General features: G+C 67.1%; 18 protein-coding genes. 9 read left to right on the top strand and 9 right to left on the bottom strand.

Translation table 11 applies throughout. From position 1 onward, the window contains the following. Window positions 1-107: 107 nt before the first annotated feature. Window positions 108-1,508, top strand: a complete 1,401-nt coding sequence (gene dnaB, locus AC1D2O_RS06400; protein ID WP_478090843.1) for a replicative DNA helicase — start codon at window positions 108-110, stop codon at window positions 1,506-1,508. A 112-nt stretch (window positions 1,509-1,620) separates the two neighbouring features. On the opposite strand, the gene AC1D2O_RS06395 is transcribed toward dnaB, so the two are convergent. From AC1D2O_RS06395 to AC1D2O_RS06365, 7 genes are all read right to left on the bottom strand, one after another. Next, on the bottom strand, window positions 1,621-2,316 hold the full coding sequence (locus AC1D2O_RS06395) for a helix-turn-helix transcriptional regulator (RefSeq protein WP_478090844.1): 696 nt from the start codon (window positions 2,314-2,316) through the stop codon (window positions 1,621-1,623). 56 nt (window positions 2,317-2,372) lie between these two features. Then, window positions 2,373-2,828 carry a GyrI-like domain-containing protein gene (locus AC1D2O_RS06390; protein WP_478090845.1) on the bottom strand — a complete coding sequence of 152 codons (456 nt, stop codon included), beginning with the start codon at window positions 2,826-2,828 and terminating at the stop codon, window positions 2,373-2,375. Between the two features lie 20 nt (window positions 2,829-2,848). Beyond that, a complete protein-coding gene (locus tag AC1D2O_RS06385) occupies window positions 2,849-3,298 on the bottom strand; it encodes an EVE domain-containing protein (RefSeq protein ID WP_478090846.1) in 450 nt (149 codons plus the stop codon). Window positions 3,299-3,312: 14 nt separating this feature from the next. Next, window positions 3,313-3,687: a VOC family protein gene (locus AC1D2O_RS06380; protein ID WP_478090847.1), complete on the bottom strand. Its 375-nt coding sequence runs from the start codon at window positions 3,685-3,687 to the stop codon at window positions 3,313-3,315. 184 nt (window positions 3,688-3,871) lie between these two features. Continuing rightward, window positions 3,872-5,617: a PhoH family protein gene (locus tag AC1D2O_RS06375; protein WP_478090848.1), complete on the bottom strand. Its 1,746-nt coding sequence runs from the start codon at window positions 5,615-5,617 to the stop codon at window positions 3,872-3,874. Between the two features lie 190 nt (window positions 5,618-5,807). Continuing rightward, window positions 5,808-6,284 (bottom strand): peroxiredoxin, encoded by a 477-nt coding sequence (locus tag AC1D2O_RS06370; RefSeq protein WP_021006537.1) that lies wholly within the window; start codon window positions 6,282-6,284, stop codon window positions 5,808-5,810. Window positions 6,285-6,417: 133 nt separating this feature from the next. Beyond that, complete coding sequence (locus AC1D2O_RS06365) at window positions 6,418-6,801, bottom strand: Mth938-like domain-containing protein (protein ID WP_478156523.1); 384 nt, start codon at window positions 6,799-6,801, stop codon at window positions 6,418-6,420. A gap of 67 nt (window positions 6,802-6,868) precedes the next feature. On the opposite strand from AC1D2O_RS06365, the gene AC1D2O_RS06360 reads away from it, so the two are divergent. From AC1D2O_RS06360 to AC1D2O_RS06335, 6 genes are read left to right on the top strand one after another with little or no spacing between them, the layout of a single operon-like run. Next, window positions 6,869-8,092: a pyridoxal phosphate-dependent aminotransferase gene (locus AC1D2O_RS06360; protein WP_478089936.1), complete on the top strand. Its 1,224-nt coding sequence runs from the start codon at window positions 6,869-6,871 to the stop codon at window positions 8,090-8,092. Window positions 8,093-8,119: 27 nt separating this feature from the next. Next, window positions 8,120-9,442: a homoserine dehydrogenase gene (locus AC1D2O_RS06355; RefSeq protein ID WP_478089935.1), complete on the top strand. Its 1,323-nt coding sequence runs from the start codon at window positions 8,120-8,122 to the stop codon at window positions 9,440-9,442. Next, on the top strand, window positions 9,442-10,938 hold the full coding sequence (locus tag AC1D2O_RS06350) for a threonine synthase (RefSeq protein ID WP_478089934.1): 1,497 nt from the start codon (window positions 9,442-9,444) through the stop codon (window positions 10,936-10,938). Before AC1D2O_RS06355 ends, AC1D2O_RS06350 begins: the two co-directional genes overlap by 1 nt. A 12-nt stretch (window positions 10,939-10,950) precedes the next feature. Further along, window positions 10,951-11,496: a molybdopterin-guanine dinucleotide biosynthesis protein B gene (mobB, locus tag AC1D2O_RS06345; RefSeq protein WP_478156521.1), complete on the top strand. Its 546-nt coding sequence runs from the start codon at window positions 10,951-10,953 to the stop codon at window positions 11,494-11,496. Beyond that, the gene (locus AC1D2O_RS06340) at window positions 11,489-12,736 is read left to right on the top strand and encodes a molybdopterin molybdotransferase MoeA (protein WP_478089932.1); all 1,248 of its coding nucleotides are present in this window, start codon (window positions 11,489-11,491) and stop codon (window positions 12,734-12,736) included. Before mobB ends, AC1D2O_RS06340 begins: the two co-directional genes overlap by 8 nt. Window positions 12,737-12,738: 2 nt before the next feature. Further along, complete coding sequence (locus AC1D2O_RS06335; protein WP_478089931.1) at window positions 12,739-12,990, top strand: MoaD/ThiS family protein; 252 nt, start codon at window positions 12,739-12,741, stop codon at window positions 12,988-12,990. On the opposite strand, the gene dapA is transcribed toward AC1D2O_RS06335, so the two are convergent. Further along, a complete protein-coding gene (gene dapA / locus AC1D2O_RS06330) occupies window positions 12,977-13,867 on the bottom strand; it encodes a 4-hydroxy-tetrahydrodipicolinate synthase (protein WP_478156519.1) in 891 nt (296 codons plus the stop codon). The genes AC1D2O_RS06335 and dapA overlap by 14 nt on opposite strands. Before the next feature lie 251 nt (window positions 13,868-14,118). Here dapA and AC1D2O_RS06325 point away from each other — a divergent pair, with 251 nt between their 5' ends. Next, window positions 14,119-14,595, top strand: a complete 477-nt coding sequence (locus AC1D2O_RS06325; RefSeq protein ID WP_478089929.1) for a molybdenum cofactor biosynthesis protein MoaE — start codon at window positions 14,119-14,121, stop codon at window positions 14,593-14,595. A gap of 149 nt (window positions 14,596-14,744) precedes the next feature. Here AC1D2O_RS06325 and AC1D2O_RS06320 read toward each other — a convergent pair whose 3' ends face one another. Further along, window positions 14,745-15,737, bottom strand: coding sequence for a Bug family tripartite tricarboxylate transporter substrate binding protein (locus AC1D2O_RS06320; protein ID WP_478089928.1), 993 nt, complete (start codon window positions 15,735-15,737; stop codon window positions 14,745-14,747). A 90-nt stretch (window positions 15,738-15,827) separates the two neighbouring features. Between AC1D2O_RS06320 and clpB the strand changes: the two genes are divergently transcribed. Then, window positions 15,828-18,449 (top strand): ATP-dependent chaperone ClpB, encoded by a 2,622-nt coding sequence (clpB, locus tag AC1D2O_RS06315; RefSeq protein WP_478156517.1) that lies wholly within the window; start codon window positions 15,828-15,830, stop codon window positions 18,447-18,449. The last annotated feature ends 5 nt before the right edge of the window (window positions 18,450-18,454 follow it).

Raw genomic sequence — 18,454 nt, 5'->3', positions numbered from 1 at the left:
GATGGGTTGTCCCAGACGCTGCACCGGAAGATCACCGCTTATTCACAGCCTTGTCCACGTGACGCCGCGCCCGCCGCCGCTTAGCATGCATGGTTGCAAGGAACTTCATGTCCGCAGTTTTTTCCTACGCCGATAACGACCCGTCGTCCGACCGCCAGATCGCGCAATTGCGCATCCCACCGCATTCGATCGAGGCCGAATCGAGCGTGCTGGGCGGGCTCCTGCTCGACAACGGTGCCTGGGATCGCATGGCCGACGTGGTGGTCGATGGCGATTTCTACCGCCACGAGCACAAGCTGATCTACGCGGCCATCGGCACGCTGATCAATGCCAGCAAGCCGGCCGACGTGATCACGGTCTACGAGCAGCTGCAGAACCTCGGCAAGGCCGACGAGATCGGCGGGCTCGGCTACCTCAACTCGCTCGCCCAGTACGTGCCGAGCGCCAGCAACATCCGCCGCTATGCCGAAATCGTGCGCGAGCGTTCGATCCTGCGCAAGCTCGTGAGCGCCAGCGACGAGATCGCGACCAACGCCTTCAACACCCAGGGCAAGGCGGTCGACAAGATCCTCGACGAGGCCGAGCAGAAGATCTTCAACATCGGTGAGGAAGGCACGCGCATGAAGCAGGGCTTCCAGGGCATGGACTCCCTGGTGGTCGAACTGCTGGACCGCGTGACCGAGATGGCCGAGAACCCGAACGACATCACGGGCGTGCGCACCGGCTTCTACGAGTTCGACAAGATGACCTCCGGCCTGCAGCCGGGCGACATGATCGTGCTGGCCGCGCGCCCTTCGATGGGGAAGACCTCGCTGGCGATCAACATCGCAGAGCACGTGGCGCTCAACGAAGGCCTGCCGGTGGCAGTGTTCTCGATGGAAATGGGGGCCTCCCAGCTGGCGGTGCGTATCGTCGGCTCGATCGGCCGCATCGACCAGGGCCACCTGCGCACCGGCAAGCTGACCGACGAGGAATGGCCGCGCCTGACCGAGGCGATCGAGAAACTGCGCAACGTCTCGCTGCACATCGACGAGACGCCCGGCCTGACCACCAGCGAGCTGCGCGCCAATGCGCGGCGCCTGGCGCGCCAGTACGGCAAGCTCGGCCTGATCGTGGTCGACTACCTGCAGCTCATGAGCGTGTCGACCAGCATGAACGACGAGAACCGCGCCACCGCGGTGGGTGAAATCTCGCGCGGCCTGAAGATGCTGGCCAAGGAACTCAAGTGTCCGGTGATCGCGCTGTCGCAGCTGAGCCGCGGCGTCGAGAGCCGGACCGACAAGCGTCCGATGATGAGCGACCTGCGCGAATCCGGCGCGATCGAGCAGGATGCCGACATCATCATGTTCATCTATCGCGACGACTACTACGACAAGAACAGCAAGGAACCCGGCGTCGCCGAAGTGATCATCAGCAAGCACCGGAACGGCCCGACGGGCACCGTCAAGCTGGCGTTCCTGAAGCCGCTGACCAAGTTCGAGAACCTCGCCGGCGCCAACGACTTCTAGGCCGGCGCCGGGCCGCCAGCGCGGCGAAGTCCGCGCTTCGCGCAGACGGGCGGCCTGCCGTCTCCCCCTCGGGGGGCAGCGACCACACGAAGTGAAGGAGCGTGGGGGCCATCTAGGCGGTCCCGCCGGAATCGGCCTTGAGCTGGCGCAGCATGTCGGCCAGGGTCTTGCCGGACTCGTCCCTGAAGCGCTCCGGCAGCACTTCGATGGCGTCAATGCGGTCGAGCCGGAAGCCGCGGAAGTCATTGCGCAGTTCACACCAGGCCGAGAAGGTCCAGACCTTGCCCCAGTAGAAACAGCCCAGCGGGCGCACCGTGCGCTGGCTGGGGGCGCCCGCGACGTCGCGGTAGTCCATGCGCAGCTTGTGGCGCGACTGCACGGCCTCGCGCAGCGTCTGCAGCCGCGACCGCGTGCCGGCGTCGAGCACGTAGGCGGGGGCGTAGAGCGCCAGGCTTTCGGCCGATACCCGCGCCGCCGGCGGCAGCACCGACAGGATCTTGCCGAGCGCCGATTCGATGTCGCGCGCCATCGCGGCGTCGACCCAGCTTTGCGCCAGGCGCGCCGATGCCACCAGTGCCGCGGCCTCGTCCTGCGTGAACATCAGCGGCGGCAGGTCGAAGCCCGCGCCCAGGCGATAGCCGACGCCCGCTTCGCCCTCGACCGGCACGCCCTGGCGCTGCAGATCGGCGACGTCGCGGTACACCGTGCGCTCGGAGACCTCGAGACGGCGCGCAAGGAAGGCGGCCGTGGTGAGCCGCCGCCCACGAATGATCTGGACGATCTGGAACAAGCGGTCGGCACGGCGCATGGATCGGGATCAGCTTCCCAGGAGTCTGGTTTCGAAGTCGGGGAGCGCGAGCTTTTTCAGTCCGTCAGGACTCCGATGTGAATGGCGACCTGGTCGGGCCCGCTGTAGGCCTCGAAGTCGCTCTGGTAGCGGCGCCGGATTTCCGGGTGAGCGTCGAAATAGTGCCAGATCGCCTGCCAGACCGCGAGCACCATCTGCGGCATTTCGCCTTGCCCGGTGAACACCAGGTATTCGCCGCCTTCGATCCGCACCGTCGCAGGGCCATCGGCCACCGCGACGCCGGTCGTGATGTCGAAGGCTCCGTGCGCGTCGGTCTCGTAGGCCGAGTAGACGCCGTAGAGCCGCATGTCGTCGATGCGGTGAGGCGTCGTCTCGTAGACGCGCTCGCCGAAGAAGCGGTTCCAGAGCGTKCCGATGCGCGCGGCCTCGGGGTCGCTCTCGTCGCGGTTCGTGGTGCGTGCGGTGAGTCCGGCGACCTTGAAGGGATCGAGGCGCTGAAGTTGGGGTTGCATGGTTCTCTCCATCATGGCATTCAGAGGTTGAGGCCTTTGCGGTCGGCCTTCATGGCCGCCGCGATCAGGCGGAAATCGTGGTCGTTGACTTCGAACATGCCGAAGCGGAACTTGCTGCCCCAGCGCTTCGGGTCTTCGACGAAATCGAACTGTTCGATCAGCGGCAGGATGGGCGCTTCGCTGGCGGCGGCGTAGTGCACGTCTCGCCGCCACGGCACGAAGCCGTTGCCCATGTCGGCCTCGTAGGGCTCGTCGCCGTGCACGACGCCGATCGACACGAAGCTCTGCAGCCTGTCGGCGCCGCCCAGTACCGTGGTCGGCGAATAGTAGGCGACATGGTCGCCGGCCCTGATGCGCTTGAGCGGCGCAAGCTTGCCGTGGCCGACCTGCATGAAGCCGCCTTCGGCATTGTCGCGGCCGCGGCGCGCATGCTCCGCGCTGGCGACGGCGATCCAGTTCCTGTGGGTCATGGCTGTCACCGATTTCAGGCCAGCGCGTGCAGGCCCACTTCGTTGCCTTCGGTGTCGCGCAGAACGGCAAAGAAGCCCATGCCCTCCGGCAGCGCGGTCTTCGGCGTCACGATCCCACCGCCTGCCGCGGCGACGCGCGACAGGGCGGCGTCGATGCTCGGCATGCAGTCGAGATAGATCCGCACACCGCTGCCCGCCGCTGCGGCGCGCGGGCCGCCGGCCATCAGGCATCCGCCGGTGGCCGGCTCCTGATAGGGAAAGATCGCCATCGGGTCGCCGCCCATGGCCTCGCGTTTCAGCGTGCGGCCGAGCACCTTCTCGTAGAAGGCTTGCGCGCGGTCGAGGTTCGCAACGGGAATCTCGAACCAGTTGATGGTGGTGGCAGTCATGGTGCTCTCCTGTGTCAGTGATTGAAGCCTCCATGCTGCGCGGAGCCTCCTGACAACGTATTGTCAGGAGCCTTCAGCAGACCAAAAAAAACGGCCTGCGCGCAGCGCAGGCCCGTTCGTGAAACACCGCGAAACGGTGGGGGGGGCGCCCCGACACGAAGTGCGGGGCAACCTGGGGGGCGAGCTACAGCACTTCGCTCGCGAAATCCGCCAGTCGCGAGCGCTCCCCGCGCGCCAGCGTGATGTGCCCGCTGTGCGGCCAGCCCTTGAACTTGTCGACCGCAAAGGTGAGGCCCGACGAGCCTTCGGTGAGGTAGGGCGTGTCGATCTGCGCCAGGTTGCCCATGCAGATGATCTTGGTGCCCGGGCCCGCGCGCGTCACCAGCGTCTTCATCTGCTTGGGCGTCAGGTTCTGCGCCTCGTCGATGATCACGTACTTGTTCAGGAAGGTGCGCCCGCGCATGAAGTTCATGCTCTTGATCTTGATGCGGCTGCGGATCAGCTCGTTGGTGGCCGCGCGGCCCCATTCACCGGCACCGCCGCCGTCACCCTTGGCCAGGAACTCGAGGTTGTCGTCGAGCGCGCCCATCCAGGGGCCCATCTTCTCCTCCTCGGTGCCGGGCAGGAAGCCGATGTCTTCGCCCACGCTCACGGTCGCGCGGGTCATGATGATCTCGGTGTAGCGGCGGTCGTCGAGCACCTGCGTCAGGCCCGAGGCCAGCGCCATCAGCGTCTTGCCGGTGCCGGCGGTGCCGGTCAGCGTGACGAAGTCGACCTCCGGGTCCATCAGCAGGTTCATCGCAAAGTTCTGCTCGCGATTGCGTGTATTGACGCCCCAGACTGCGTTCTTGGCCGAGCCGTAGTCCTTCAGCGTCTTGAGCACCGCGGTCTTGTCGCGGATCTCGGTCACGCGCGCATACATGCTGGGCTCGCCGGGAGCCTCGAAGTAGACGAACTGGTTGATGAAGAGGTTGGGCACGATCGGGCCGCTGATCCGGTAGAAGGTGCTGCTGCCGCTTTGCCAGCTCTCGATCGTCTTGCTCTGGCGGGTCCAGAAATCGGCCGGAAGCGCGAGCGAGCCGGCGTAGAGCAGGTCGCCGTCCTCCAGCGTCTTGTCGTTCTGGTAGTCGTCGGTCGCGAGGCCGAGCGCGCGTGCCTTGACGCGCATGTTGATGTCCTTCGACACCAACACCACCTCCTGCTTCAGACGGCCGGGCGCCTCCTGGGCGTAGAGATCGCGCAGTGCCTGCACGACGCCGAGGATCTGGTTGTCGGCCTTGCCCTGCGGCAGGCTGGTCGGCAGCGTGTAGTCGAGTGGGGCGGTCTGGAAGAACAGCTTGCCGCCGGCCTCGCGGTGGCCGGTGGTGTCGAGCTTCAGCCCCTTGCCGATGTCGGCACCCTGGGCGCCGGCCAGCGCGTCGAGCGTGCGACTGGTCTGGCGGCCGTTGCGCGCGACCTCGGTGGTGCCTTTCTTGTGGCCGTCGAGCTCTTCCAGCACGATCATCGGCAGGAAGATGTCGTGCTCCTCGAATCGGAACAGGCACATCGGATCGTGCAGCAGCACATTGGTGTCGAGCACGAAGAGCTTGGCCGGGCCGTTGGATTTGCTGCGCTTGGGACGCGCCGGCGCTTGGGGCGCAGGGGCAGGGACGGCCTTGGCGCGCGTCTCGACCTGTACGGCGGGCTCCGGCACCGGGCGGGCCGGCGCCTTCGCCTTGGCGGGCAGCGGTGGCGGCTCGACAGGGCCGCCGGCCTCCGCGACGTGGCGATCGAACAATTCGAGCGGCTGGGGCCCGCTCGAGCCGCTTTGTTCAGTCCTGCGGTCGGACGAGCGGCGACCGTTGCGTCCCTGCGAGGAACGGGCGGGCGCGTCGTGCGCGTCCGGCGACAGCAGGGCGGCGCGTTTCGTGGGGGCGGGAGGCAGAGGCATGGGGGGTGTCGCTCGCAAAAGGAAGGGTGCCAGAAAGCGAAAAAGCCGCCTGAAGACCAGGGCGGCTTTGTTCGGTGGATGCGGTCGTGGAGCTCAACGGCATGAAGCCATTATGCACATCGCACGTGACGCAACCCGTGATCGTTGCGCTTCGCCAACGCGAGTGCGCAAAACCACACGAATTCAGGCTTCAGGCAGCTTTCTTGAGCGCCTTGACCGCCTTCAGGACGTCGTCGACGTGGCCCGGAACCTTCAGGCCCCGCCATTCGGCCTTGAGCACGCCGTCGGCGCCGATCAGGAAGGTGCTGCGCTCGATGCCCTTGACCTTCTTGCCGTACATGATCTTGTTCTTGACCACACCGAACATGTGGCACATCTTTTCTTCGGTGTCCGCGATCAGCTCGAAGGGGAGTTCGAGCTTGGCCTTGAATTCGTCGTGCGACTTCATGTTGTCGCGCGACACGCCGAATACCGTGGCGCCGGCCTTTTCGAAGTCCTTGTAGCGGTCACGGAACTGCATTGCTTCAGTGGTGCAGCCGGGGGTATTGTCTTTAGGGTAGAAATACATGACCAGCACGTGGCCGAGGTGCGAAGTGTTCGAGACCTTCAGGCCGCCTGTCGCATTGGCGTCGAATTCGGGGATGGGTTTGTTGACAACGATCGCCATGAATCTTGTTTTCTCCGTTTGATTCCATGTCCGACCCGGTCGAAGCCCGTCGAGACCATGGAGGATTGGTCGTTGCTAACTGAGGAGGGCGAGCCACCGGTTCGCAACCCGCAATTTTACCCCGAAATGCCTCCTATTGCCCTTGGGGCTTCTCGATCAGGAGTGCGGCGACCACATGGCGGCCTTCGCTCGCGAGAATGTTGTAGGTGCGGCAGGCCGCCGGCGTGTCCATGGTTTCGACGCCGATGCGCTGCGCCATCAGCGGCTGGAGCCAGGCGGGTTGCGGAAATCGGATGCGCTTGCCGCTGCCGAAAATGATCAGTTCGGCGCCGAGCGCGGCCAGTTGTGCGAAGTGCTCCGCACCGAGCTGGCCGAATTCGCCGGCATCCCACTCGAAGCGCTCGCCGCGGGAGCCGACCACCACGCTGGATTCGACCCGTTCGTTGTTGATGGCGACCCAGCCCGGGCCGTGCGCAGTGAGGGTCTGGACGTCGGATTTGTCGGGCTGTAGCTTCATCGAGGAGGGGGGGTGATCTGTGGTCAAATTATAGGTTTTCCCCTGCGCAGACCCCCTTGGAGGGACTTTGAAACCGCTCAAGAAATCGGCCAAGCTGGCCAATGTGCTCTACGACATCCGCGGCCCGATCATGGACGCCGCGAAGCAGATGGAGGAAGAGGGCCAGAAGATTATCAAGCTCAACATCGGCAATCTGGCGGTGTTCGGCTTCGATGCGCCCGAGGAGGTCCAGCAGGACATGATCCGCAACCTGCCGGCCTCGGCGGGCTACTCGGACAGCAAGGGCATCTTCGCGGCGCGCAAGGCGGTGATGCACGAGACCCAGAAGCAGGGCATCGCGGGCGTCACGCTCGATGACATCTATCTTGGCAACGGCGCCAGCGAGCTGATCGCGATGGCCACCAACGCGCTGCTCAACGACGGCGACGAGTTGCTGGTTCCGATGCCCGACTATCCGCTGTGGACCGCGGTGGCGAGCCTTTCGGGTGGCCGGCCGGTGCACTACCTGTGCGACGAGGACAACGGCTGGATGCCGAACCTGGACGACATCCGCGCCAAGATCACGCCGCGCACCAAGGGCATCGTGGTGATCAACCCGAACAATCCCACCGGCGCGCTGTACTCGGACGATCTGCTCAAGGGCATCGTCACGATCGCGCGCGAGCACGGCCTGGCGATCTTCGCGGACGAGGTCTACGACAAGGTGCTGTACGACGACGTCAAGCACACGGCGATCGCCAGCCTGTCGAAGGACGTGCTGACGCTGACCTTCAACTCGCTCTCCAAGAGCTACCGCTCCTGCGGCTACCGCTCCGGCTGGATGGTGGTGTCGGGCGACAAGAAGATGGCGCGCGACTACATCGAGGGCCTCAACATGCTCTCGAACATGCGGCTGTGCGCCAACGTGCCGGGCCAGTGGGCGATCCAGACCGCGTTGGGCGGCTACCAGAGCATCAACGACCTGGTCCATCCGGGCGGGCGCCTGCGCCGGCAGCGCGACCTGGCCTACGAGCTGATCACGGCGATTCCGGGCGTGAGCTGCGTCAAGCCCAGCGCGGCGCTCTACATGTTTCCGAAGCTCGATCCGAAGGTCTATCCGATCGAGGACGACCGGCAGTTCTTCCTTGAACTGCTCAAGGAGACCAAGGTGATGCTGGTGCAGGGCACGGGCTTCAACTGGACCGCGCCCGACCACTTCCGCATCGTGTTCCTGCCGCACGAAGAGGACCTGCGCGAGGCGGTCGGCCGCATCGCCGGCTTCCTCGAACGCTATCGAAACCGGGGCGCCTGAGCCCCATTGCTCCAGAAGACGAATCGAATGAAACCCATCCAAGTTGGCCTGCTCGGCATCGGCACGGTCGGTAGCGGCACCTTCCAGGTGCTCCAGCGCAATCAGGAAGAAATCAAGCGCCGTGCGGGCCGCGGCATCGAGATCACCATGGTCGCCGACCTCGACACCGCGCGTGCCCGCTCGGTGGTCGGCGAGGGCGTACAGGTGGTCGGCGACGCGCGTGCCGTGATCGCCAACCCCGAGATCGACATCGTGATCGAGCTGATCGGCGGCTACGGCATCGCGAAGGCGCTGGTGCTGGAGGCGATCGCCGCCGGCAAGCACGTGGTCACGGCCAACAAGGCGCTGCTCGCGGTGCACGGCACCGAGATCTTCGCGGCCGCTCATGCCAAGGGCGTGATGGTGGCCTTCGAGGCCGCGGTGGCCGGCGGCATCCCGATCATCAAGGCGCTGCGCGAGGGCCTCACGGCCAACTCGATCCAGTGGATCGCCGGCATCATCAACGGCACCACCAACTTCATCCTGTCGGAGATGCGCGACAAGGGCCTGGACTTCGACACCGTGCTGAAGGAGGCGCAGCGCCTGGGCTACGCCGAGGCCGACCCGACTTTCGACATCGAGGGCGTCGACGCCGCGCACAAGGTCACGCTCATGAGCGCGATCGCCTTCGGCATTCCGGTGCAGTTCGACCGCGCCCACGTCGAGGGCATCACCAAGCTGGCGGCGCAGGACATCAAGTACGCCGAGCAGCTCGGCTACCGCATCAAGCTGCTGGGCATCACCAAGCGCAAGGCGCAGGGCATCGAGCTGCGCGTGCACCCGGCGCTGGTGCCCTCCAAGCGCCTGCTCGCCAATGTCGAGGGCGCGATGAACGCGGTGGTGGTCAATGGCGACGCCGTCGGCACCACGCTCTACTACGGCAAGGGCGCCGGCAGCGAGCCGACCGCCAGCGCGGTGATCGCCGACCTGGTCGACATCACGCGCCTGCACACCGCCGATGCGGCACACCGCGTGCCGCACCTGGCCTTCCATCCGGACGCGATGAGCGACCTGAAGATCCTGCCGATGGCCGAGGTCGTCACCAGCTACTACCTGCGCCTGCGCGTGGCCGACGAGGCCGGCGTGCTGGCCAAGGTGACCGGCCTGCTGGCGAGCGCCGGCATCAGCATCGACGCCGTGCTGCAGCGCGAGGCCGACGAAGTGGGCGGCGAAGGCTCGACCCAGACCGACCTGATCATCCTCACGCACGACACGCGTGAAGGCACGCTCGACGCCGCGCTGGCGGACCTGCAGGCGCTGCCGACCGTGCTGGCGCCGATCGTGCGCATCCGCAAGGAAGAGCTGTCCTGATGCGCTACCTGTCCACGCGCGGCCATCCGGACCGCCGCCGCTTCTGCGACATCCTGCTGGAAGGCCTGGCGCCCGACGGCGGGCTGTATCTGCCCGAGCAGTATCCCAAGGTCGATGCGGCCACGCTCGCGAAGTGGCGCGGGTTGCCCTATGCCGACCTGGCCTTCGAGATCCTCTCGCTCTACATCGACGACATTCCGCAGCACGACCTGAAGGGGATCTGCGCCCGCACCTACACCGCCGAGGTGTTCGGCACCGACGAGATCGTCCCGCTGCGCGAGCTCGAGGACGGCGTCTACCTCGAAGCCCTGTCGAACGGCCCCACGCTGGCCTTCAAGGACATGGCGATGCAACTGCTGGGCAACCTGTTCGAGTACGAACTGGGTCGCCGCGGCGAGCAACTCAACATCCTCGGCGCCACCAGCGGCGACACCGGCAGCGCGGCCGAGTACGCGATGCGCGGCAAGAAGGGCGTGCGGGTCTTCATGACCTCGCCGGACGGCCGCATGAGCCCGTTCCAGCAGGCCCAGATGTTCAGCCTGCAGGATGCGAACATCCATAACATCGCGATCAGCGGCGTGTTCGACGACTGCCAGGACATCGTCAAGGCGGTGTCGAACGACCTGGCCTTCAAGCGCAAGTACAAGATCGGCACGGTCAACTCGATCAACTGGGCGCGCTTGCTGGCGCAGGTCGTCTACTACTTCGCCGGCTACTTCCAGGCGACATCGGCCCCCACGCTCGGCACTGGCGTGTCCTCGCTGCCCCCCGAGGGGGCTCTTTCATCTTGGGGCGGCCCGGCGATGAAAGGCTTCAACGACAAGCAGGTCAGCTTCACCGTACCCTCGGGCAACTTCGGCAACGTCTGCGCCGGCCACGTGGCGCGCATGATGGGCCTGCCGATCCGCACGCTGGTGGTGGCGACCAACGAGAACGACGTGCTCGACGAGTTCTTCCGCACCGGCGTCTACCGCGTGCGCTCGGCCGCCGACACGCACGAGACCTCCAGCCCGTCGATGGATATTTCGAAGGCCAGCAATTTCGAGCGCTTCGTGTTCGACCTGGTCGGCCGCGACGCCGCCAAGACGCGCGCGCTGTTCGAAGGCGCACTGGGCAGCGCCGGCCGCTTCGACCTCAGCGCCGACCCGGCCTTCGCCGGTGCAGCGACCCGCTTCGGCTTCGTCAGCAGCCGCAGCACCCACGCCGACCGGCTGGCGACCATCCGCGACACCGACAAGCGATTCGCCACGCTGATCGACACCCACACCGCCGACGGCCTGAAGGCCGCGCGCGAGCATCTCGTGCCGGGCGTGCCGATGATCGTGCTGGAGACCGCGCTGCCGATCAAGTTCGCCGAGACCATCGTCGAGGCCCTGGGCCATGAGCCCGATCGACCCGCGCGCTTCGAAGGCATCGAAGCGCTGCCGAAGCGCGTCGTCAAGCTGCCGGCCGATGCCGAGGCGGTCAAGGCCTACATTGCACAGAACTGCGACTGACGTGGCGGGCGCATGAAAGTCATCGGCTTCGCCGGCTACTCGGGCGCGGGCAAGACCACGCTGGTGGAGCGATTGATCCCGGTGCTCAAGCTGCACGGCCAGCGGGTCTCGGTGGTCAAGCATGCGCACCACAAGTTCGACATCGATCATCCGGGCAAGGACACGTTCCGGCATCGCGAGGCCGGCGCCTTCGAGGTGGTCGTGGCATCCGACAAGCGGCTGGCGCTGATTCGCGAGTTCGAGCGGCCGACCCAGCTCGGCGTGCACGAGCTCATCGCCGAGCTCGATGCCGGCGTCGATTGGGTGCTGGTCGAGGGCTTCAAGCACAGCGACCTGCGCAAGATCGAGATCTGGCGCGCGCCCGCGGCCGGCGAGGTCGCGCGGCCGGCGCGCTACATCGAGGACCCGTTCATCGTCGGCGTCGCGACCGACGATCCCGCAGGGCTGCCGCGGCCGACCGAGCTGCCGATCTTTGACCTCGACGACGTCGATGGCATCGGCGACTGGCTGCTGCGACACGCCGACCGTTTCGACTACAAGGTGGAGCACCATGGCTAGCACTTCCAACCGTCCGCCCCTGATGCCGCTCGACGAGGCGCTTGCGCGGCTGCTGGCGGCCGCCACGCCGCGCGTCGACACCGAGAGCGTGTCGACCTTCGAGGCCGATGGCCGCGTGCTGGCGCAGGATGTGGTGTCGGCGCTCACCGTGCCGCCGCGCGACAACAGCTCGATGGACGGTTACGCGGTGCGCAGCGCCGATTGCGCCACGGCCGGCGTCGTGCTGCGGGTGGCCCAGCGAATCCCGGCCGGCAGCGTGGGCACGCCGCTGGCCGCGGGCACGGCCGCGCGCATCTTCACGGGCGCGCAGATCCCCGAGGGCGCGGACGCGGTGGTGATGCAGGAAGACACGGCCGCGCTGCCGGAAGAAGGCGGCCTGGGCCGCGTGCGCATGGACATCGCACCGGCTGCGGGCCAGTGGATCCGCCGCGCCGGCGAGGACGTCGCGGCCGGCGACGTGGTGCTGTCCCGCGGCGAACGGCTCACGCCCGCAGGCCTGGGCCTGGCCGCGAGCGTCGGGCTGGACCGCCTGCAGGTGGCGAAGCGGCCGAGGGTCGCGCTGCTGTCGACCGGCGACGAACTCGTGATGCCCGGCGAGGTGGCGCCCGGGGCAATGAAGCCGGGTTCGATCTACAACTCCAACCGTTTCTTCATGCGGGCGCTGCTCGTGCGTCTCGGGTGCGAGGTCAGCGACCTGGGCATCGTGCCGGACCGGCGCGATTCGACCATCGAGGCGCTGCGCGCGGCCTCGCTCAGCAACGACCTGATCATCACCACCGGGGGCGTGTCGGTCGGCGAGGAAGACCACATCAAGGGCGCGGTCGAGCACCTCGGACAGCTCGATCTCTGGTCGCTCTCGATGAAGCCGGGCAAGCCCTTCGCCTACGGCCGCATCGGCGATGCGCACCTGACCGGCCTGCCAGGCAATCCGGTGTCGAGCTTCCTGACCTTCCTGCTGCTGGTGCGGCCCTTCCTGCTGACCTTGCAGGGGGCGAATCGCGTGGCCCCGGAGCCGATCGCGATGCGCGCCGACTTCGACTGGCCGCGGGCCGACCGGCGGCGCGAGTTCCTGCGCGCGCGGCGCAACGCGGCCGGCGGCCTCGACCTGTTCGCCAACCAGAGCTCCGGCGTGCTGACCTCGATGGTGTGGGGCGACGGCGTGATCGACACGCCCGCGGGCCAGCCGTTCAAGGCCGGTGACACGGTGCAGTTCATTCCCTTCGCTTCGCTCTTGGGTTGAAGATGAAAGTCCATGTTCGCTACTTCGCCTCGGTGCGCGAGGCGCTCGGAACCGGCGGCGAAACGGTCGACACCGCGGCGTCCGACTTGGGCGCGCTGCGCGACGAACTGATCGCGCGCGGCGGGCCGCATGCGAGCGCCCTGGCGCGCGGCCGGGCGGTGCGCATGGCGCTCGACCAGATCATGAGCAGCGAGGCCGCCTTGCTGCGCGAGGGCAGCGAGGTCGCCTTCTTCCCGCCGGTCACGGGCGGCTGAGCGCTTCCAGCGTGGCGAGCAGGCGCGCGCGCCGCTCGGGCGCGACGCGTGTCATCGGCGAACGCAGCTCGTCCTGCAGCAGGCCTTGCGCGGCCAGTGCCGCCTTCAAGGGGCCCGGGTTGGCGTCGGCGAACAGCGCTTCGATCAGCGGCAGCAGGGGCTGCCACTGCGCGCGCGCCTCTGCCAGCCGACCTTCGCCGAGCAGGCGCAAGACCGCCACGAAGCGCCCGGTCTGCAGGTGTGCACTCGCGGCGATCGCGCCGGCGCCGCCTTCGGCCACGGTGCTGAACAACTGCGCGTCCTCGCCCGCCAGCACCTGCAGCCGGCCGTCGGCGATCAGCGCGCGGGTCTTCGGCAGGTCGCCGCCGCAGTCCTTGATGCCGCGAACGCGCGGATGGGCCGCGAGCGCCAGCAGCGTCTCGCGCTCGATCGCGATGCCGGTGCGGTAGGGAATGTCGTAGATCAGCAGCGGCACCGCGCTGGCGTCGGCGATGGCGCCGAACCATTCGACAAGGCCGGCTTGCGAGGGGCGGATGTAGCTCGGCGCCGGCACCAGCAGACCGGCCAGACCGTGCGAGCCGAGTTCACGCACCCAGCCCAGCGTCTTGCCCAGGTGGTAGCCCGACAGGCCCATGATGCGCGGCAGCGCGGGGGCCGCCTGGGCCACCGTGGCCAGCACGGCCAACTGCTCGTCGGCGTCGAGCGCGGCCGCCTCGCCAGTGGAGCCGCAAACGACGAAGCCCGCGATGCCGGTGGGCGCCAGCCGCTCGACCAGTGCCGCCAGCGCGGCATGGTCGACCGCGTGGTCGCGGAACGGCGTCACGAGCGGAATCCAGAGGCCCGAGAAATCGGGGGAGGGTGAATGAGAGTCTTGCACGCAGTGGTCCTTTCAGGAGTCGACCGATGGAGGAAACCACCGTCGAATGCGCGCACGCCACCCACTCTGGCCAGAGGCCTTGCAGTTCCGTCGCTCATCCGACGACGGAACCGAAGCTCCGGTCAGACGAGCTCGGGTTTTTTGGCTTTGCCTTGCAGGCGTGTGCAGGCCGCTTCTTCGCGAGAAGAAAGGCGGGATTGCAGGGCGCTGGAAGGCATCGCGCGAGTGTATCGCGGTGCCACAATCCGGTCATGACTCCCGCACGCGTTTCGATTCAGAAAGAGGACTTCGACCTGCAGGAGGAGGTTGCCGCGTTGCGCGCCGGCGACGCCCGGGTCGGTGCGGTCTGCAGCTTCATCGGCACGGTGCGCGACCGCAATGACGGCAGCACCGTGGCCTCGATGGAACTCGAGCACTACCCGGGCATGACCGAGAAGGCCATCGAGGCCATGATCGACGAGGCCCATCGGCGCTTCGACATCCTCGGCGCCCGCGTGATCCATCGCGTCGGGCTGCTGCAGCCGGAGGACCAGATCATGATGGTCGCCGTGACCTCGGCGCACCGTGGCGAGAGCTTCCAGGCCTGCGAGTTCCTGATGGACTACCTCAAGACCCAGGCGCCGTTCTGGAAGAAAGAGCAAACACCCGAGGGTGCCCGCTGGGTCGATGCCCGCGCCACCGACGACGAGGCCATGGCCCGTTGGGGCATCACCATCAGCAACGCCTGACCCCGAGCCCCATCCGCATGCCGGCCGCGCCCAGCGCGCCGCCTTCGTGGGCTGCCGCGGAACCGGCTTCGCCGGGCCGCTGGCAGCGCCCCCCGGCAGGGGGGTGGGCGGGCTACACGAAGTGAGCCCAACCTTGGGGGGCGAGCCAGTCATTGCGGCTGGAAGCCGCTGGCCTTGATGATCTGCGCCCAGGTCTGGGTGTAGCTCCGGACCCGCCCTGCGAACTGGCCTTGCGGCATATAGCCGACCGTGAGGCCCATGGCGGTCAGGCGATCGCGCACGTCGGGCATCGCCAGCACCTTGGCCAACGCGACACCGAAGCGGTCGATCACGGGCTGGGGTGTGCCCACGGGCGCGAAGATGCCGTAGTAGGGCAGGTCTTCGAGGCCCGCGAGACCCAGCTCGGCGAAGGTCGGCACCTGCGGCAGCACGGCCTGGCGCTTGTCGCCGATCACCGCGACGACGCGGATCTTGCCGGCCTTCTGGTTCTCGATGAAGTCGGGAATGGAGCCGATGCCGGAGGAGATCTGGTTGCCCAGCATGTCGGCGAGCATGGGCGCGCTGCCGCGGTAGGGCGCGGCCTGGACATCGATCTTGTACTTGGCGCCGATCAGCTTGACGAGGAATTCGGGGATCGAGGCCGGCGCCGGGACGCCGATCGTGTCCTTGCCGCCGCGCTCCTTCCTGACCCAGGCCACGTATTCGTTGACCGACTTGGCCGGCGTGCCGCCCGATACGGCGAGCGCGTTGGCGAAGGTGGCGAAGCCCGCCACCGGCACGAAGTCGCGCGCCGGATCGAAGCCCGGGTTCTTGACCACCTGTGGCAGGATCGAGATCGAGTGGTCATGCGAGAGGAAGAAGGTGTGGCCGTCGGCCGGCGCCGCCTTGAGCGCCTGCGCCGCGATCTGGCCGCCGGCGCCGGCGCGGTTGTCCACCACCACGGAGGTGCCGAGCTCGTCCTTGAGCTTCTCGGCCAGCGTGCGGGCAATCACGTCGGTGCCGCCGCCGGCCGGGAATCCGACCAGGAGCCGGACCGGCGTGCCGGCCGGCTGGGCCAGCGCCAATCCCCCGGCGGCCAGCAGGCCGGCCGCGAAAAAACCGCGCGCGACGCGCGTGGCGCCACTCCATGTTGACTTCAGCATCTATCGACTCCAATGATGGGGATGGAAAAATGTCCGGAAGGTCTTGATATCGATCCGGAACGGCCCTATTTTGAATGCAGGAATCAAGCCATGCGTCAAGACAAACTCACTACCAAATTTCAAGAAGCCTTGAGCGACGCTCAGTCGCTCGCGCTGGGCAACGACAACGCCTATATCGAACCCGTCCACCTGCTGGTCGCCATGCTGCGCCAGGACGACGGCCCACGCGCGCTGCTCGAGCGCGCCGGTGCCAACGTGCCCGGTCTGCTGCAGGCCGCCGAGGCGGCGATCAAGAAGCTGCCGCAGGTCGAGGGCCACGACCAGGTCCAGGTCGGCCCCGAAACGGCCAAGCTGCTGCAGGCGACCGAGAAGGAATCCATCAAGCGCAACGACCAGTTCATCGCGAGCGAGCTCTATCTGCTCGCGGTGGCCGACAGCAAGGCCGAGATCGGCAATCTGGCGCGCAGCAACGGTGTGACGCGCAAGTCGCTCGAAGCCGCCATCGAGGCGGTGCGCGGCGGCCAGGGCGTGAACAGCGCCGATGCCGAAGGCCAGCGCGAAGCACTCAAGAAATACTGCATGGACCTCACCGAGCGCGCCCGGCTGGGCAAGCTCGACCCGGTGATCGGGCGCGACGAGGAAATCCGCCGCGCCATCCAGGTCCTGCAACGCCGCACCAAGAACAACCCCGTGCTGATCGGCGAGCCCGGCGTCGGCAAGACCGCCATCGTCGAAGGCCTCGCGCAGCGCATCGTCGCCGGCGAGGTGCCCGATTCGCTCAAGGGCAAGCGCGTGCTGTCGCTCGACATGGCGGCCTTGCTCGCCGGTGCCAAGTTCCGAGGCGAGTTCGAGGAACGTCTGAAGACCGTGCTGAACGAACTCGCGAAGGACGAGGGCCAGACCATCGTCTTCATCGACGAACTGCACACCATGGTCGGCGCCGGCAAGGCCGAGGGCGCGATGGATGCGGGCAACATGTTGAAGCCGGCGCTCGCGCGCGGCGAGCTGCACTGCGTCGGCGCGACCACGCTCGACGAATACCGCAAGTACATCGAGAAGGATGCCGCATTGGAGCGCCGCTTCCAGAAGATCCTCGTGGGCGAGCCGAGCGTCGAAGCGACGGTCGCGATCCTGCGCGGCCTGAAGGAAAAGTACGAGGTCCACCATGGCGTCGACATCACCGACCCGGCGATCGTCGCCGCGGCCGAGCTGAGCGACCGCTACATCACCGACCGCTTCCTGCCCGACAAGGCGATCGACCTGATCGACGAGGCCGCGGCCAAGATCAAGATCGAGATGGACTCCAAGCCCGAGGTCATGGACCGGCTCGACCGCCGCCTGATCCAGCTGCAGATCGAGCGCGAAGCCGTGCGCCGCGAAAAGGACGAGGCCTCGCAGAAGCGCTTCGCACTGATCGAGCATGACATCGCCAACCTGCAGAAGGAAATCGCCGATCTCGACGAGGTCTGGCAGGCCGAGAAGGCGCAGGCCCAGGGCAGTGCGCAGATCCGCGAGGAGATCGACAAGATCAAGTTCCAGATCGCCGAGTTCACGGCCAAGGGCGACTTCAACAAGGTGGCCGAGCTGCAGTACGGCAAGCTGCCGGGGCTCGAGAAGCGGCTCAAGGAAGCGCAGGACACCGAGGCCAGCAAGGGCAAGTCCAGCGCACCCACGTTGCTGCGCACCCAGGTCGGCGCCGAGGAGATCGCCGAGGTCGTGGCGCGTGCCACCGGCATCCCGGTGTCCAAGCTGATGCAGGGCGAGCGCGACAAGCTGCTGATGATGGAAGACAAGCTGCACGAGCGCGTGGTCGGCCAGGACGAGGCCATCGGTGCGGTCGCCAACGCGATCCGCCGTTCGCGCTCCGGCCTGTCGGACCCGAACCGCCCGACTGGCTCCTTCCTGTTCCTCGGCCCCACGGGGGTCGGCAAGACCGAGCTGTGCAAGGCATTGGCGGGCTTCCTGTTCGACAGCGAGGACCACCTGATCCGCGTCGACATGAGCGAGTTCATGGAGAAGCACTCGGTCGCGCGCCTGATCGGCGCGCCGCCCGGCTACGTGGGCTACGAGGAGGGCGGCTACCTGACCGAGGCCGTGCGCCGCAAGCCCTACAGCGTGCTCTTGCTCGACGAGGTCGAGAAGGCGCACCCGGACGTCTTCAACGTGCTGCTGCAGGTGCTCGACGACGGCCGTCTGACCGACGGCCAGGGCCGCACCGTGAACTTCAAGAACACGGTGATCGTGATGACCAGCAACATCGGCTCGCCGATCATCCAGTCGATGGTCGGGCAGCCGACCGAGGAGATCAAGGAGGCGGTCTGGGATGAGCTCAAGAACTACTTCAGGCCCGAGTTCCTGAACCGGATCGACGAGACCGTGGTGTTCCATGCGCTCGACGCCAAGAATATCGAGGCGATCGCCGCGATCCAGCTCAAGGTGCTGACGGACCGCCTGGCGAAGATGGACCTCGGTCTCGAGGTGTCGCCGGCCGCGCTGGCCGAGATCGCCAAGGTCGGCTTCGACCCGGTCTTCGGTGCCCGGCCGCTCAAGCGCGCGATCCAGCAGCGGATCGAGAATCCGCTGTCGAAGCTGCTGCTCGACGGCAGCTTCGGGCCCAAGGACACGATCGTGGTCAACACCGACCCGATCCAGGCTCCGGGCCAGTTCGCGTTCCGCAAGGCCGGGGAACCAAGCGTCGAGGCCGTGGACTAAGAACG

Source organism: Variovorax sp. P1_G12, from assembly GCF_056405555.1.
This window is presented reverse-complemented; position numbering and strand designations above follow the sequence as displayed.

Coding starts and splice junctions, on each gene's coding strand:
- dnaB (WP_478090843.1), top strand. CDS start 108: ATGTCCGCAGTTTTTTCCTACGCCGATAACGACCCGTCGTCCGACCGC.
- AC1D2O_RS06395 (WP_478090844.1), bottom strand. CDS start 2,316: ATGCGCCGTGCCGACCGCTTGTTCCAGATCGTCCAGATCATTCGTGGG.
- AC1D2O_RS06385 (WP_478090846.1), bottom strand. CDS start 3,298: ATGACCCACAGGAACTGGATCGCCGTCGCCAGCGCGGAGCATGCGCGC.
- AC1D2O_RS06380 (WP_478090847.1), bottom strand. CDS start 3,687: ATGACTGCCACCACCATCAACTGGTTCGAGATTCCCGTTGCGAACCTC.
- AC1D2O_RS06375 (WP_478090848.1), bottom strand. CDS start 5,617: ATGCCTCTGCCTCCCGCCCCCACGAAACGCGCCGCCCTGCTGTCGCCG.
- AC1D2O_RS06370 (WP_021006537.1), bottom strand. CDS start 6,284: ATGGCGATCGTTGTCAACAAACCCATCCCCGAATTCGACGCCAATGCG.
- AC1D2O_RS06365 (WP_478156523.1), bottom strand. CDS start 6,801: ATGAAGCTACAGCCCGACAAATCCGACGTCCAGACCCTCACTGCGCAC.
- AC1D2O_RS06355 (WP_478089935.1), top strand. CDS start 8,120: ATGAAACCCATCCAAGTTGGCCTGCTCGGCATCGGCACGGTCGGTAGC.
- AC1D2O_RS06350 (WP_478089934.1), top strand. CDS start 9,442: ATGCGCTACCTGTCCACGCGCGGCCATCCGGACCGCCGCCGCTTCTGC.
- mobB (WP_478156521.1), top strand. CDS start 10,951: ATGAAAGTCATCGGCTTCGCCGGCTACTCGGGCGCGGGCAAGACCACG.
- AC1D2O_RS06340 (WP_478089932.1), top strand. CDS start 11,489: ATGGCTAGCACTTCCAACCGTCCGCCCCTGATGCCGCTCGACGAGGCG.
- AC1D2O_RS06335 (WP_478089931.1), top strand. CDS start 12,739: ATGAAAGTCCATGTTCGCTACTTCGCCTCGGTGCGCGAGGCGCTCGGA.
- AC1D2O_RS06325 (WP_478089929.1), top strand. CDS start 14,119: ATGACTCCCGCACGCGTTTCGATTCAGAAAGAGGACTTCGACCTGCAG.
- AC1D2O_RS06320 (WP_478089928.1), bottom strand. CDS start 15,737: ATGCTGAAGTCAACATGGAGTGGCGCCACGCGCGTCGCGCGCGGTTTT.
- clpB (WP_478156517.1), top strand. CDS start 15,828: ATGCGTCAAGACAAACTCACTACCAAATTTCAAGAAGCCTTGAGCGAC.